This window comes from Proteus sp. G2673 (genome assembly GCF_009915125.1).
GTDB lineage: Bacteria > Pseudomonadota > Gammaproteobacteria > Enterobacterales > Enterobacteriaceae > Proteus > Proteus penneri.
In genome coordinates, this window is record NZ_JAABLT010000018.1 from 100,449 (window position 1) to 115,814 (window position 15,366).

Sequence of the window (15,366 nt, forward strand, 5' to 3'; positions counted from 1 at the left end):
ATAAACTAAATCTACAATAAAGCTTAAGATAGTTTGTCGTCAATTCATCACATGGATTAAATAATATTGAGGAGAAAACGTGCCGAGATACTCCGTTATCTACGTTCTCTGTTTGTCTTTTATCGCGCCTGTTGCCTATGGGGCAAATTTGCGTTTAAAAGTAGAAGGTTTAGAAGGGCAGCTCGAAAAAAATGCACGAGTCCAATTATCGAACATTACAACAGAAGAAGTTGCACCTGACGGGCGTTTTCGCGCGCGTGTTGAAAAGGCAATTAAAGAAGGACTTCGCCCTTTAGGCTATTATCAGCCAACAATAACATTCTCCTATCAAGAAAATACACCGCCTGCACGATCAGTATTAACCGCTAAAGTTGAACCGGGTATTCCTATTTTATTAAAAGGGGTCGATATTGTTCTCGAAGGTGGCGCTAAAACCGATGAGCAATATGCAAAAGTTATTAAAGAAAATACGCCTCCTCTTGATAGTGTGTTAAATCATGCAGCTTATGAAAAGCTCAAAGGTTCATTAACAGGACTTGCTATTCGTCGAGGTTATTTTGATGCTGAAATGGATAAAAGCCAGTTAGGCGTTTCTTTAGATAATCATGCCTCATATTGGGATTTTGTTTTCGATAGTGGGGAACGCTATCGTTTTGGAAAAGTGAATTATACAGGATCTCAAATTCGTGAAGACTACCTACAAAATATCGTTCCTTTTAAAGAGGGACAATATTATGCATCAGAAGATCTGGCTGAATTTAATCGCCGTTTAGCCGCAACGGGGTGGTTTAACTCTGCAGTTGTGACGCCCGATATTGCTAAAGCGCGTGCAGAAGGCTCTTATTTGTTACCGATGAGTGCAGTTGTAACACCTCGCTCTCGTAACTATGTTGAGCTTGGTGGTGGTTATGCTACAGATGTTGGCCCTCGCCTTAATATGCAGTGGGATAAGCCTTGGATGAACTCACGAGGCCATAGTTTAACCTCTAATATCAGTGTTTCTCAGCCTGAACAATCTATTGGTGCCAACTATAAAATTCCACTGAAGGTCAATCCATTAGAGCAGTACTATGGTGTTCAAGGTGGTTTTAAACGTACCGATTTAAATGATACTCGTTCTGATACCACAACACTAAATGTGTCTCGTAACTGGGATATGTCGACAGGCTGGCAATACAGTGTGAATACACGTTGGAGTCTCAGCCACTTTACCCAAGGTGAAGTCACAAATACCACCATGTTGCTTTATCCTGGTGTTACAGCCAGCCGTGTACGTCAACGCGGTGGAATGATGCCTTATTGGGGAGACAGCCAACGTTACTCATTAGACTACTCCAATAAAATATGGGGTTCTGATGTTGAGTTTGCTGCATTCCAAGCTCAACAGGTTTGGATCCGTACACCATGGGAAGGACATCGTTTTGTGGTAAGAGGTAATTTTGGTTGGATTGAAACCAATGCGTTTGAGCAAGTACCACCTGAGTTACGTTTCTTTGCTGGTGGTGATAGAAGTGTTCGAGGCTTTAAATACCAAAGTATTTCACCAGAAGATAGTAAAGGTAATTTAACAGGGGCATCAAGGATGCTCGTTGGATCGGTTGAATATCAATATAACGTCACGGGTAATTGGTGGAGTGCTGTCTTTATTGATAGTGGCGAAGCCGTTAATGATTTTACTCGTAGTGATTTTAAAACAGGTGCGGGTGCAGGTGTTCGTTGGGCATCCCCAGTGGGGCCAATTAAATTTGATTTAGCATTACCTGTGAGTGACGTGGATAAACGTAGACTCCAGTTTTATATCGGGTTAGGAGCAGAGTTATGATAAAAAAGTGGTTGAAATGGATTGCGTTAACACTCCTTATCATTATTTTGCTTACATTGGGTGCTGTAGCTTGGATCTTAGGAACACAATCGGGTTTGCATTTTGCCATTAATAGTGCAACTCGCTGGGTTCCAGGTTTAGTTATCAAAGATGTTAATGGTGGCTGGAAAGATCTGCATTTAACGGGTGTTGAATATCAAATGCCCGGAGTTGATGTGAATGTAGGTGAGTTATCATTAGGATTACGTTTAGCGTGCCTGACGGATAAACAAGTTTGCATTGATACATTGGCGACACGCGATGTGGTTGTTAATGTTGATACTAGTGCTTTCCCACCCTCTGAAGAAACCCCACCATCAGAACCTTTAACTGAGCTCAATGCTCCGTTACCTATCTATTTAAACTCGCTCTCATTAGAAAATACGCATGTGAAGATTGACGATATGGCAATCTCGTTGGATGAGTTTAAAACCGGTGCGCAGTGGGAAGGTCGCCAAGTTACATTAAATCCAACCGTCATTAATGATTTGCTGGTGGCGTTACCCAAAACGCCAGAAGAAGGTAGTGTTGAAGCGGTTGCCCAAGATGTAAAAGAAGTCGCAACTGCAAAACCTAAAGCTGAACCTAAAACACCGGAAGAAAAAGAACAAGCATTAGCAGACACAATTAAAACGATTTTTGCTAAGCCATTATTAGCTGAATTACCGGAAATTATTATCCCTGTAGATATCAATATTGAAGGTATTGAAGGTAAGCAATTACAAGTAAGTGGGGATACCCCAGTTACCATCAATCAATTATCTTTTGAGGCAAATACCCAAGGCGAGCAAGTTAATCTCACTAAATTACGTGTTGATGCACCAGAAGGTGAGGTCAGTTTAAATGGGGGGATCACGCTTGATAAACAATGGCCTGTTAATTTAGATATCAACGCAACCATTCGTGATGTTGTGGGGCTTGAAGATTTTAAAGATCAAAAAGCCACACTTTCTTTGCAAGGTGCGTTACTCGAAGAACTTAAACTCGCCCTTTCTTTAACAGGAACGGTTACAGCAACCCTTGATGCTCAAGCCGAATTGGCTAAGCCTCATCTTCCTTTAAAACTGACGCTAGAGAGTCAAAAAGTACGTTGGCCATTAACTGGTGATGTACAGTATCAACTTAATGACACTCGATTACGCTTGAATGGTCAGACCGATAACTATGATCTTTCATTACGCTCTGATATTGAAGGTCAGGAGATCCCGCCAGCAAAATTAATGCTGGATGCGAAAGGGAATGAAGAGAAAATAGAGCTAACGCGTTTACGTTTAGCCGCTTTGCAAGGTCATGCCGATATTACTGGTGTCGCTGATTGGAGTAAGGCAATTAGCTGGAATGCGTTGCTCACTATTTCGGGAATTAATACCGCAAAACAGTATCCTGATATACCCGCTAAATTAGATGGGCGTATCGCTACAACGGGAAGTCTGTATGGTGGAAGTTGGCAATTACGTGTTCCTGAAATCACCTTAGATGGTAATTTCAAAAATAATTTAATTAAGGCAAGGGGGAATGCGTATGGTAACGATTCTGGGCAATGGAATATCCCTCAACTAAAACTCATTCTTGGTAAAAATAACCTCGATATTGAAGGGCATTTAGGTGATAAGTGGGCATTAGATGCCAATATTAATGCTCCTGGTTTAAATGGTTTTGTTCCTGGGTTTGCGGGCGTTATTAAAGGGAAAGTGAATATCCGCGGTGATATGAACAAACCTAAGATTATCGCTGATATCAATGCTCATGGTATTAAATGGCAAGATCAAGTCAGTGTTGAATCCATCACTATCAAAGGTGATGTTCAATCGGACAAAGAAATTGGTGGTAAGTTAGCTATTACTGCTCGTCAGTTAAAACAAGCCGATTTAGTTATTCGTAATTTAACGTTGAATGCTGCTGGTACAGAAAAACAGCATAAACTCACGTTGAAAATGGATGGCGAGCCTGTTTCTGGTGGGCTGACATTAGCTGGATCATTTGATAAAGAGAAACAACAGTGGAAAGGAACGCTAAATAATACAGCTTTTGATACGCCTGTGGGTGAATGGCGTTTAAATAAAGCCATGGCGCTGAATTTGTTGGCAGAAAAGCAAGAGATCACTATTGGCTCTCATTGCTGGGTGAACCCAAATGCGCAAGTTTGTGTTCCTAAAGCGATAACCGTGGGTGAAAGTGGAACTGTTGCAATTACGCTAACACGTTTTGACTTAGCAATGATAAAGCCATTCTTACCACCTGAAACTTCTGTTCAAGGCCTATTTACAGGGGACGCCACTGCAACATGGAACTCAAAAGGCGGATTACCGAAAGCATCTGTCAATCTAAAAGGGCAAGGTGTTGCGGTAAAACAAAATATTGAAGGAACAATTTTACCTATTGATTTTGATGCTATTACCTTAAATGCGGGTATGAATAATGGTAAAGCAACATTGCAATGGCTGATTAGTATTGCGGGTAATGGTGACTTTAAAGGTAATGTACATGTTGCCGATCTTGAGAAAAATCGCCAACTATCAGGTACGGTTGATATTGATAATCTGACATTAGATTTAATCAAACCGTTCTTAGGTAAAGGTGAAATTGCTCAAGGGAATATTGGCGCTCAATTACGTTTAGGAGGAAGTGCTCAATCGCCACTGTTATTTGGTCAATTTGGAATTAATCAATTAAAAGTGGTTGGACATTGGATCCCATTTGATATTACGAAAGGTAATGTTGATGTTCGATTCAATGGAGCAACATCGGATTTAGGTGGCAGAATTGAAACGCCAGAAGGTTATTTAAATCTTACTGGGAATGCAGATTGGCGTAAGTTAGATGAATGGCGCGCAGTGGTCGCTGCTAATGGTAATAAGCTACGAGTGTCATTGCCTCCAATGGTGCGTATTGATGTTAATCCTGATTTAGTGTTTGAGGCTAACCCTCATTTACTGAAACTAGATGGTCGTATTGATATCCCTTGGGCTCGTATTGTGGTTCAAGAATTACCGGAATCAGCGGTATCGGCATCTTCTGATGAAGTCATGCTAGATAAAAACCTGCAACCTATAGCACCAAAAGAGACATCGATTCCAATTCAAAGCAATTTAGCGATTAATATTGGTGATGATGTGACGCTGGACGCATTTGGACTTAGAGCCCGATTGACGGGAACACTTAAAGTCAATCAGAATAAACAAGGGCTAGGTTTAAATGGGCAAGTTGATATTCCAAGAGGGGAATTCAAAGCCTATGGACAAGACTTACAAGTACGTAAGGGACAAATCTTGTTCTCTGGACCTGTTGATCAACCTTACTTAAATATCGAGGCTATTCGTAACCCAGATAATACCGCAGATAATGTCATTGCGGGGGTTCGAGTAACAGGGCTTGCTGACCAGCCTAAAGTGGAAATTTTCTCTGAGCCGGCTAAAACACAACAAGAAGCATTATCTTACTTGTTAAGAGGCGAAGGTCTAAGTAGTGGTGATGCTGATTCATCACAAATGACAGCAATGCTGATAGGATTAGGCGTTGGTCAGAGTGGTCAGCTTGTAGGGCGCATAGGTGAAACCTTTGGTGTTTCGGATTTAGCGCTTGATACACAAGGTGTGGGGGATAGCTCACAAGTTGTGGTCAGTGGTAAGATAACGAACGATCTACAAGTGAAGTATGGAGTGGGTATATTTGATTCGCTAGCGACGTTAACCTTACGTTATCGCTTGATGCCCAGGTTGTATTTACAAGCAGTGTCTGGTATGAATCAGGCAATAGATCTGCTTTATCAATTTGAGTTTTAAATTATATGCGAATTATTGTTTATGGTAGTTTACGGCGAAACCAAGGCAATCATCACTGGATGACCTATGCACAGCTTTTGGGTGAGCATAAATTAGTGGGATATAAACTCTATGATTTAGGGTTTTACCCTGCGGTTATTGAAGGTGAAGGAGAGATAGAGTGTGAAGTTTATCGGATAACGCCCTCTATCTTGACAGAGCTTGATGAATTGAAAAAGAATGATCAGGATTACAAGCGACAACTGATATCAACGCCTTATGGCAGTGCTTGGATCTACCTTTATCAAAAGCCTGTGGATGGTTTACGTGAAATAAAAAGTGGTGACTGGTTAAAGCGCCACGAAGAAGAGTAATAAGCAAATTTTAGCTATTACGATAGATGACTTAGTAATGATAAAAAAGCGCGATATTTATATCGCGCTTTTTTATTTTTAGTGAAACTATTATTTTCTATAAAATTAATCATAAACTTTAATTTTTATTATTACTTTACTATTTATAGTAGAGGTAGTCATATATTCTAATATATTTATTTATATTGTTTTAAATTTAAGTCGGTAATTATTTATTTAAAATTTATCTATAATGATATGAAAATTATTAATAGTAGACCTGATTGACAACAAAATAAATTTAATGTTAAAACAGTCTTGTTTGAGAGGGAAAGAGATAATTATCCTATTATTAATATAGTAAAATAAGGTAATTTTATGGATAAATTAAATGATATTACTCAACTTTATAATAATCCACCAAAAGATTTAAAATACAATATAGTAAATCATCGTTTTACTGATTTGATATTACAAACAAAAACTGTAACAACAGATGCATTAGATAAACTAGCCTATCTTGCCGGTATTAAAAATGCACCTGCAGATGATAAGTATTTAAAATTAAATACAACTAATTTAGATGAATTGAAAAAAAGTGCAAAGCTACTTGGTTATGATATCGAAATTGTCAGTATTTAATAAAAAAGCAGCCATAAGGCTGCTTTTTTAACTGCATAGGAGATAGTCGTGAATAAGGATATTAATGAACTCAATAAAAATATTAATATTGTAGGATTATACTGGATTGCTCGCTGGCGAATAAATAATGGAAAACAGCATTCTTATGTTATTCCTTTCGCAACAACCTATCCTATTAATATTGTTTACCATGGTAAAAGTGAATTTAAATATGGGCAGTACGGCATTCATCTTGGTCAACAAGATACATTAACTTTTTTAGGTGATGAGAAACAAAAGATATTGGCTAAATTTATTGATTGTCGTAAAAACTCACCAACATTTAAATCAGAATTAAGTTTTGAGATAACACCATCATCAGCAAGAACACTAATTATTCCCCCAGGGGTCGCTCATACTTTTTCTTATCTAGAGAATGTTTTTACCTTAAATAGCTACTCTCTTTTTTTACCCACTATCGAGCAATTCGCAAGTGAAACACTAAATTGGTCACCTAATAATGATGTGATAAACCTTCCTGAAAATATCGATATTAATGAGATTGAAGGCTATGAACCAATGACAGAAGAAGCTTCTGCACTGGTCTATCATCGGATTGCCGAGATACAACAACAGTGGTTAAGTCAACATCGATTCCTACACTCTGAAACTCGCAAAATCCGCTTAGATAATGGTGATGAGATTAATTTACGGTTTCGAGAGAAAATGGTAGATACTCAAAAACAACAATTACCTACATCGACTATTTTAGGTGTGGAATTTCGCGAAATGGCTACCCTACATACTGGCAAAGAGAGTGGTATTGTCCCATTAACGGGACAATCTCCTATGTATCTGGTTGAGCATGGTCATGAGGATTATGATTTTGACTCTTATGGATTACATTTAGGGCAAGAAGATCATTTAACTTTTTTAGGAGATATATCTCATGAAATTACCGTTAAGTTAGTGGATATGCGTGAAAATTCACCCACGCTTTTTTATGAAGATGAAATTGTTTTCAATCCTGCCCCAAATATTGAATTAGTGATCCCCTGTGGTGTTGCCCATGCTTTATTTAATATGGCGAATATTATTACTGTTAATCGGCCGATTATTTATTTAGACAAAGAAAAAGAATATATTCCGGGACATGATGTTATCGACTGGGAGATCACTAATAAAAATTATCAATCTTATCGTGTTAATAAAATACCAGCAGATTTAAGCTATTATCAATTCCTTGTTTCTAAACAACAAGAATTAATGAAACATAAGCCCACTCATCATACCCCAAAATCGATTATTGTTTATGATGAAAATAACCAGCCTATTAAAGTATTAATTAAAGAAAAGGTGTAACTTCTATTATGCGTGTTGTCTTTTTTTATATGCTTTTTCTGGTGTTAAGTGCTGATGGTTTAATGGTTTTTTTAACACCTGTTATTGTTTATCAATTAACAACAAGTATTGAGTATACAGGATTGACATACGCCTTATGGTGGTTACCACGCATTTTTTTAATACCACTTATTGGTCAATATATTGATGCCTTAGGTGTTCGCCCTATTTCTATTATTTCCGATAGTAGTAAAATTATTGGTTGTTTATTTTTATTAACTTCAGGTTTTTCCTCTGATTTAGTTATTGCAATTAGTTTTGGATTAGTAGGAAGCTTAATTTCTATTGGTAATTCACAGACACTGATTTCATATGAAAAAATTATTGCATTAATGAGTCGCCATAAAGAACATCATATTAATATAATGTCTAGAATGGATTTTTTTGGCATGATCATCGGTCCATTAATTGGTATGTTATTTATTGATTATGGTTACCATTATTTACTTATTATTCCTTGTCTATTCTATTCCATTAATGCACTATTTTTTTTATTCTTTTATCTAGAGCCAAAAGAGAACCAATCCACCACTCAACTAAATAGCCTAACAAAGGCATTACGAGTGACTAAAAGAATGGTGATTATTTTCACGTCTCCTATTTTGATTTTTTCTATTTTTATTGCTATCGGCAATAATATGTTTGACGGATTAATTGAGTCGAGTGGTACTGCATTAATTGATCAATCGATGAGCTTACCCATTAAATACTATGGCTTTATTGATATATCTGCGGGGATCTGTGGTGTAATAGGAACCTACTTATATGGTTATTTAACCCACTATTTAAATCGAAAGTTATTAATGTCTCTATCGATTTTCATCATCACAATAAGTTCTTCTTTACTAATTATTTTTCAAAAAGATATCACTATTTTTGTTATCTTTTATGCCTTATCCATTATCGGTAAGGTTTTTTCAGGGAATATCTTACGGATGTTAAGAATAGAAATTATTCCTGTAACACAATTAGCCAGTATTTCCTCACTAATTATTTTATTTAATCAATTGATATTGCCTATTATTGGGGGGGTACTCTTTTTCTCCACAGGGAATGTTTCGACAGTCTATACATTGATGATAATCGCCATGGCGATCACCTTGATGAGTGGCATAATGCTTATTATGCGGTTAAATAATCAAAATTGATATTCATAAAATAAGCCCACATTTATTGATGTGGGCTTATTTTTGTTAAGCAATCAACAGATTGTTTATCAAGCTAATTCTTATTACACAGATTTATTTTTTAGCGCGTTCGAAAGAAGACAGAATTTCAGCTTTAGCTGCTTCTACGCCTTCCCAACCGTCAACCTTAACCCATTTGCCAGTTTCTAAATCTTTATAGTGCTCAAAGAAATGTTTGATCTGTGCTTTTAACAGTTCAGGCAAATCGTTCACATCTTTAATGTGATCGTATTCTTTGCTCAGTTTTGTGTGTGGAACTGCAACCAGTTTCGCGTCTTCACCTGATTCGTCAGTCATTTTCAGTACGCCAACAGGACGGCAACGAATAACTGAACCTGGTTGTAATGGATATGGAGTTGGAACCAGAACGTCTACTGGATCACCATCTAAAGATAACGTGTTGTTAATGTAACCGTAGTTGCATGGGTAGAACATTGCAGTTGACATAAAACGGTCAACAAACAGTGCGCCACTTTCTTTATCCACTTCGTATTTGATAGGATCAGCGTTTGCTGGAATTTCAATAACAACATAGATATCTTCTGGTAGTTCTTTACCAGCAGGAACATGATTCAGGCTCATAAAAAATTTCCTATAAAAAATAATTTTACGTGGCCTGTAGTATAGCGAAAAGTTTTTAACAATACCCGTTTTTTGCCAAACCTGTTGCGTTATGATGCAAAAATGAGCAGTAAATAAAAAGAGACTCTATTTCTAAAGATGAAAAAACCGGACGAAAGAGAAGCCCGGTTTATCTATATGGCGATATGGCGATGGCGACTAAGCCAATGAATTATTCTTCGTCAGGATATTGCGCCATAAAGCTTTCAGCTTGTTCAACCATCGATTTAGTCCCTACAAAGAAAGGCATACGTTGGTGAAGTTCTTTGGGTTCGATATCAAGAATACGTTCTTTACCGTTACTTGCTTTACCGCCAGCCTGTTCAGCTAAGAACGCCATTGGATTGCATTCATACAGCAAACGTAATTTACCAGTAGGGTGGCTTGCCGTACTTGGGTAAATATAAATCCCCCCTTTCAGTAAGTTGCGATGAAAATCAGCAACTAAAGAACCAATATAACGTGTGGTATAAGGGCGATTTGTTGCAGCATCTTGTTCTTGGCAATATTTAATGTATTTTTTTACACCTAATGGGAATTTGATGTAATTACCTTCGTTGATTGAGTACATATTTCCTGTTGGTGGAAATTGTACACTTTCATGAGATAAACAGAATACACCTAAAGAAGGATCATAAGTAAAGGCATGAACACCACAACCTGTTGTATAAACTAACATGGTTGATGAGCCATAAACGACATAGCCAGCAGCTACTTGACGATGACCTGGTTGTAAGAAGTCATCTAAGGTCACTGATTGGCCAATAGGTGTAATACGGTGGTAAATAGAGAAAATAGTACCGACGGAAACGTTTACATCAATATTCGAAGAACCATCTAATGGATCCATTAACACGACATACTTAGCATTTTCAGCACGATCACCTTCAAAGATAACAATATCATCTTCTTCTTCTGATCCGATACCCGCAACTTCACCACGTGCTTTTAATGCAGCCTTGAGCTTCTCATTCGCGTAAAGATCCAGTTTCATCTGGGCTTCACCTTGAACATTAGAAACACCGTTAGTACCAAGAATATCGACTAACCCTGCTTTGTTGATATCACGGTGAATAATTTTAGCCCCAAGCTTAATTGCTGAAAGTAATGCCGTAAGTTCACCAGTTGCATGGGGAAAATCTTGTTGTTTCTCGACGATAAATTCGCCTAATGTTTTCATGACGCAGGTCCTGAATGTGAGTGGGTAAAGTAAAAAAGGAGGAAAAACTCCTTGGTGGTGGCAAGTTTAGCCAAAGAATTGGATGATTCAAAGGTTAATCCGTTTCTTATCTGCTTTTTGATCGTTAGAATAGTGACCAACTTCATGCTATTGGACAGAAATTCATGCACATTCATATTCTTGGTATTTGTGGCACCTTTATGGGAAGTCTTGCCATTTTAGCTCGAGCGAAGGGACATAAAGTTACAGGCTCTGATGCTAATGTCTATCCACCCATGAGTACTTTATTAGAAAATCAGGGAATTGAATTGATTGAGGGGTATGACCCTAAACAATTAGAACCTGCTCCTGACATGGTGATTATTGGTAATGCGATGACACGAGGAAATCCTTGTGTTGAAGCTGTACTTGAAAAAGGTCTGCCTTATACTTCAGGCCCTCAATGGCTACATGATTATATTCTACCTGAACGTTGGGTATTAGCGGTTGCAGGAACTCATGGTAAAACTACAACAGCAGGTATGTTGGCTTGGGTTTTAGAAGATTGTGGTTATAAACCCGGTTTTTTAATTGGTGGCGTACCGGGTAATTTCCAAGTGTCAGCACAGTTAGGCGAAAGCCCCTTCTTTGTGATTGAAGCAGATGAGTATGACAGTGCTTTCTTTGATAAACGCTCTAAATTTGTTCATTATTCTCCACGCACGCTGATTTTAAATAACCTTGAGTTCGATCACGCCGATATTTTTGATGATTTAGCTGCAATTCAAAAACAATTCCATCATTTAGTTCGTATTGTCCCTGGCTCAGGGAAAATCATCATGCCTGACAATGATATGAATTTAAAACAGACTATTGGCATGGGATGTTGGAGTGAACAAGAGTTCACGGGAGAAACTGGGGATTGGCAAGCCAAAAAACTCAGTAATGACAGTAGTCATTTTGAAGTATTTCACAAAGATGAGCGAGTCGGAGAGGTGTGTTGGGGGCTTTCGGGTGAACACAACATGCAAAATGGCTTAATGGCGATTGTTGCAGCGCACCACGTTGGTGTTTTACCTGCTGATGCTTGTGAAGCATTGAATAAGTTTATTAATGCGCGTCGTCGCTTAGAGCTACGTGGTGAGGTTAACCAAGTCAGTGTTTATGATGATTTTGCACATCATCCCACAGCGATTTTGGCAACACTTGAAGCGTTACGTAGTAAAGTCGGTGGAACGGCTCGTATTATTGCGGTGTTAGAGCCTCGTTCAAATACCATGAAAATGGGCATTAGTAAGGATGATATCGCTCCAGCATTAGGTCGTGCTGACGAAGTCTTTTTATTCCAGCCACCGAATATTCAATGGTTAGTGAGTGATATTGCAGAGCATTGCGTACAGCCAGCTCGTTGGAGTACCGATCTTGATACATTAGTGGATATGATTGCGAAAGAAGCACAAGCGGGCGATCATATTTTGATTATGAGTAATGGCGGCTTTGGTGGTATTCATGAAAAACTACTTGCAAAATTAGCACAGCCTAAAGATCTTGATAATCCGTATTAGAAATAAGAAGCCACTGAAAATTCAGTGGCTTACTTTTTGAAGCGGTATAGAGACGAATTATAATTCCTGATCAAACAGATTCAGAATAGCGTCTCGTAATTCTTCTGTGGAAAATCCTGGTGCTGGTGTTGAAAAAATAGTGTCATCACCCGCAATACTGCCAAGGATCCCTTCTGCTTTACCTAATGAATCTAGTAAACGTGCAATAAGTTGTGCCGCACCCGGACTCGTTCTTATTACTACAACAGAATGGTTATGATCGATATCGAGTACCAGATTTTTTAATGGGCTACTTGCTGTTGGTACACCAAGCTCAGTAGGAAGGCAATACACCATTTCCATTTTGGCATTACGGGTTCTTACTGCACCAAATTTTGTTAGCATGCGAGAGATTTTGGACTGATTAATATTATCAAATCCAGCCTCTTGTAATGCTGTCACAATCTCGCCTTGTGAACTGAATTTTTCTTCTTTCAGCAGGGCTTTAAACGCTTTAACCAAGTCTTCTTGCTTAGAAGGAACGCGCATAGTTCACCTTTAGTGAGTTATCAATAACCTGTGTATTATGCAGAGAAGTGAATTTTTATGCAACATAAGACGAAAGAAGGTGAGTGATGGCCTCCTCAAAATTGTAAATTAGAATGTATTGCAAAAAAATTTTATTTACAGCGTGTGAATGTGATAATTTAAGTGAAGTAAAATATTTGTTAATTAAATGATAAGCTTAAATGATTATCATAAGGATGATGGTGTACTTAACACTTTATCATATTTATTGAAATTATTTATCAAAAGAGTGTCCGCTATCTCATTAACAGATAAGCAATTTGTTTAGAATAACCAAAGTATTATTTTTCACTGAAAATGCCTTATTATGCAATATTGCTGTTAAATAATTGTTTTTTAAAGGTGAATTGCGTAATAGTGAGTATCTCGAAGGCGTTCCACTATCTCGTAAACTAAGGAGTATCAGAATGAAAGTAGCAGTTCTCGGTGCAGCAGGCGGTATTGGTCAGGCACTGGCGCTTCTTCTTAAAAATCAGCTTCCAGCTGGTAGTGAACTCTCTTTATATGATATCGCTCCCGTCACACCGGGTGTTGCAGCTGACTTAAGCCATATCCCGACTCAAGTTACTGTAAAAGGTTTTGCGGGTGAAGATCCTTCCCCTGCGCTAAAAGGCGCTGATGTTGTTCTGATTTCTGCGGGCGTTGCTCGTAAACCAGGCATGGATCGTTCAGATCTTTTCAATGTTAACGCTGGTATTGTGCGTAACCTAATTGAAAAGGTTGCAGAAAATTGCCCGAAAGCACTTATTGGTATCATTACTAACCCAGTGAATACAACCGTTGCTATCGCAGCAGAAGTGCTTAAGAAAGCAGGCGTTTACGATAAGAAACGTCTTTTCGGTATCACTACACTCGACATTATTCGCGCCAATACCTTTGTTGCAGAACTAAAAGGTAAAGATCCACAAAAAACCAACGTTCCTGTGATTGGTGGACACTCTGGTGTGACTATTCTTCCTCTACTTTCTCAAGTTGACGGCGTTTCATTTAGCGATGATGAAGTTGCAGCGTTGACTAAACGTATTCAAAACGCAGGTACTGAGGTTGTTGAGGCAAAAGCGGGTGGCGGATCTGCAACATTATCTATGGGGCAAGCAGCCGCACGTTTTGGTCTTTCATTAATTCGCGCTTTAAATGGCGAGAAAAATATTATTGAATGTACTTATACAGAAGGCGACGGAGAATATGCCCGTTTCTTTGCACAACCTATTCTTTTAGGTAAAAACGGTGTAGAGGAATATTTATCTATTGGCAAATTGAGTGATTTTGAAAAGCAATCTCTAAATGGTATGTTAGATGTATTGAAAAAAGATATAATTCTTGGTGAAGAATTTATTAATAAATAAAGAAATACTTATTTTTTGCTATAAAAATAATGCAAATTTAAATAAAAACCGCTGATACTATATCAGCGGTTTTTTTTATTAATTATAATGCCTGTAATTATTAGTTAATTATTAGTTTTGATACGAATCTTTCGTTCAAGTAATTCTCCTGTTTCGGGATGGAAATAACGGCTAGGCCAAATTTCACTAGGAGCTACACCAAGATAATCTGCAATGATTTTCTCTCCTTTAGGCCAAGGTCGTGACAGTGCATTAGCGAGAGTTGAAGAGCTTAACCCAGCTTTGCGAGAGATGGCAGCAAGTGTTGTTCCTCGTTTTCTAAGTGCGGCAATAATATCGGCAGGATGCCAATCAGATTTCCTTGAAATCATTTTTAATCCTTTTTCTATAAAATTGATTGCTGTGTTAGTGGTATAAATAACAGTTTATTAGAAATGTCCTAAAGCATTTAAACTGATTATTTAGAAAATAAAATAACATTATTTTTCTAAAAAGATTTCTGATTTTTTTCTTAATAATTTCTTTTTTGAAGTTGATAACAATTTTAGATAAACATAATGAAAAAAGAGTGGTATACGGCAAAGGAATTGACGGGTATAGGTGGATTACCTAAATCACCACAAGGTGTAAATTCAAAAGCGAGACGCGAGTCTTGGCAAAAACAGAATGTAAAAAATAAGCAAGGTAATGGTGTTGAATATCATTATTCTTGTTTACCAGAAGAAACATTAATTGCTCTAGAACTTTATGAGCCATTAGCACATTACAAACTAAATAAAAAAGAGGAGCCACTCGTTATCTGGGTGAAAGCATTCCAACAACTAAATGATGGTGAACAAAAAACATTAACAGAGCTGATATTGCGGGATGGTATTAGAAGTTTTTTAGAAAAATTCGTTAATGATTAGGTGATTTTAAAGAATC

General features: G+C 37.7%; 13 protein-coding genes. 9 read left to right on the plus strand and 4 right to left on the minus strand.

The features are described from left to right. Positions 1-79: 79 nt before the first annotated feature. The 6 genes from tamA to GWI59_RS09070 all read left to right on the plus strand — a co-directional run bounded on the left by tamA (position 80) and on the right by GWI59_RS09070 (position 9,145). Positions 80-1,822, plus strand: coding sequence for an autotransporter assembly complex protein TamA (gene tamA, locus GWI59_RS09045; RefSeq protein WP_109399666.1), 1,743 nt, complete (start codon positions 80-82; stop codon positions 1,820-1,822). After that, positions 1,819-5,643: an autotransporter assembly complex protein TamB gene (tamB, locus tag GWI59_RS09050; RefSeq protein ID WP_202608834.1), complete on the plus strand. Its 3,825-nt coding sequence runs from the start codon at positions 1,819-1,821 to the stop codon at positions 5,641-5,643. Before tamA ends, tamB begins: the two co-directional genes overlap by 4 nt. A 5-nt stretch (positions 5,644-5,648) precedes the next feature. Then, complete coding sequence (locus GWI59_RS09055) at positions 5,649-5,996, plus strand: gamma-glutamylcyclotransferase family protein (protein ID WP_072064565.1); 348 nt, start codon at positions 5,649-5,651, stop codon at positions 5,994-5,996. Positions 5,997-6,353: 357 nt separating this feature from the next. Then, positions 6,354-6,617 (plus strand): XRE family transcriptional regulator, encoded by a 264-nt coding sequence (locus tag GWI59_RS09060; protein ID WP_109399665.1) that lies wholly within the window; start codon positions 6,354-6,356, stop codon positions 6,615-6,617. A gap of 48 nt (positions 6,618-6,665) precedes the next feature. Continuing rightward, positions 6,666-7,958 (plus strand): dTDP-4-dehydrorhamnose 3,5-epimerase family protein, encoded by a 1,293-nt coding sequence (locus tag GWI59_RS09065; protein ID WP_161669365.1) that lies wholly within the window; start codon positions 6,666-6,668, stop codon positions 7,956-7,958. Positions 7,959-7,966: 8 nt separating this feature from the next. Continuing rightward, positions 7,967-9,145: an MFS transporter gene (locus tag GWI59_RS09070; RefSeq protein WP_161706676.1), complete on the plus strand. Its 1,179-nt coding sequence runs from the start codon at positions 7,967-7,969 to the stop codon at positions 9,143-9,145. 93 nt (positions 9,146-9,238) lie between these two features. Here GWI59_RS09070 and ppa read toward each other — a convergent pair whose 3' ends face one another. After that, the gene (gene ppa, locus GWI59_RS09075; protein WP_006535717.1) at positions 9,239-9,766 is read right to left on the minus strand and encodes an inorganic diphosphatase; all 528 of its coding nucleotides are present in this window, start codon (positions 9,764-9,766) and stop codon (positions 9,239-9,241) included. Positions 9,767-9,977: 211 nt separating this feature from the next. Further along, positions 9,978-10,985, minus strand: a complete 1,008-nt coding sequence (fbp, locus tag GWI59_RS09080) for a class 1 fructose-bisphosphatase (RefSeq protein WP_006535716.1) — start codon at positions 10,983-10,985, stop codon at positions 9,978-9,980. Positions 10,986-11,149: 164 nt separating this feature from the next. Between fbp and mpl the strand changes: the two genes are divergently transcribed. After that, positions 11,150-12,529 (plus strand): UDP-N-acetylmuramate:L-alanyl-gamma-D-glutamyl-meso-diaminopimelate ligase, encoded by a 1,380-nt coding sequence (gene mpl, locus GWI59_RS09085; protein ID WP_072064561.1) that lies wholly within the window; start codon positions 11,150-11,152, stop codon positions 12,527-12,529. Positions 12,530-12,586: 57 nt separating this feature from the next. Here mpl and argR read toward each other — a convergent pair whose 3' ends face one another. Then, entirely contained in the window at positions 12,587-13,057 is a 471-nt protein-coding gene (gene argR / locus GWI59_RS09090) for a transcriptional regulator ArgR (RefSeq protein ID WP_006535714.1), read from the minus strand. Positions 13,058-13,503: 446 nt separating this feature from the next. On the opposite strand from argR, the gene mdh reads away from it, so the two are divergent. After that, positions 13,504-14,442: a malate dehydrogenase gene (gene mdh, locus GWI59_RS09095; RefSeq protein ID WP_072064560.1), complete on the plus strand. Its 939-nt coding sequence runs from the start codon at positions 13,504-13,506 to the stop codon at positions 14,440-14,442. 104 nt (positions 14,443-14,546) lie between these two features. Here mdh and GWI59_RS09100 read toward each other — a convergent pair whose 3' ends face one another. Next, positions 14,547-14,813, minus strand: coding sequence for a helix-turn-helix domain-containing protein (locus GWI59_RS09100; protein WP_006535711.1), 267 nt, complete (start codon positions 14,811-14,813; stop codon positions 14,547-14,549). A 186-nt stretch (positions 14,814-14,999) separates the two neighbouring features. Here GWI59_RS09100 and GWI59_RS09105 point away from each other — a divergent pair, with 186 nt between their 5' ends. Further along, the gene (locus GWI59_RS09105) at positions 15,000-15,350 is read left to right on the plus strand and encodes a DNA-binding protein (RefSeq protein WP_109399661.1); all 351 of its coding nucleotides are present in this window, start codon (positions 15,000-15,002) and stop codon (positions 15,348-15,350) included. The last annotated feature ends 16 nt before the right edge of the window (positions 15,351-15,366 follow it).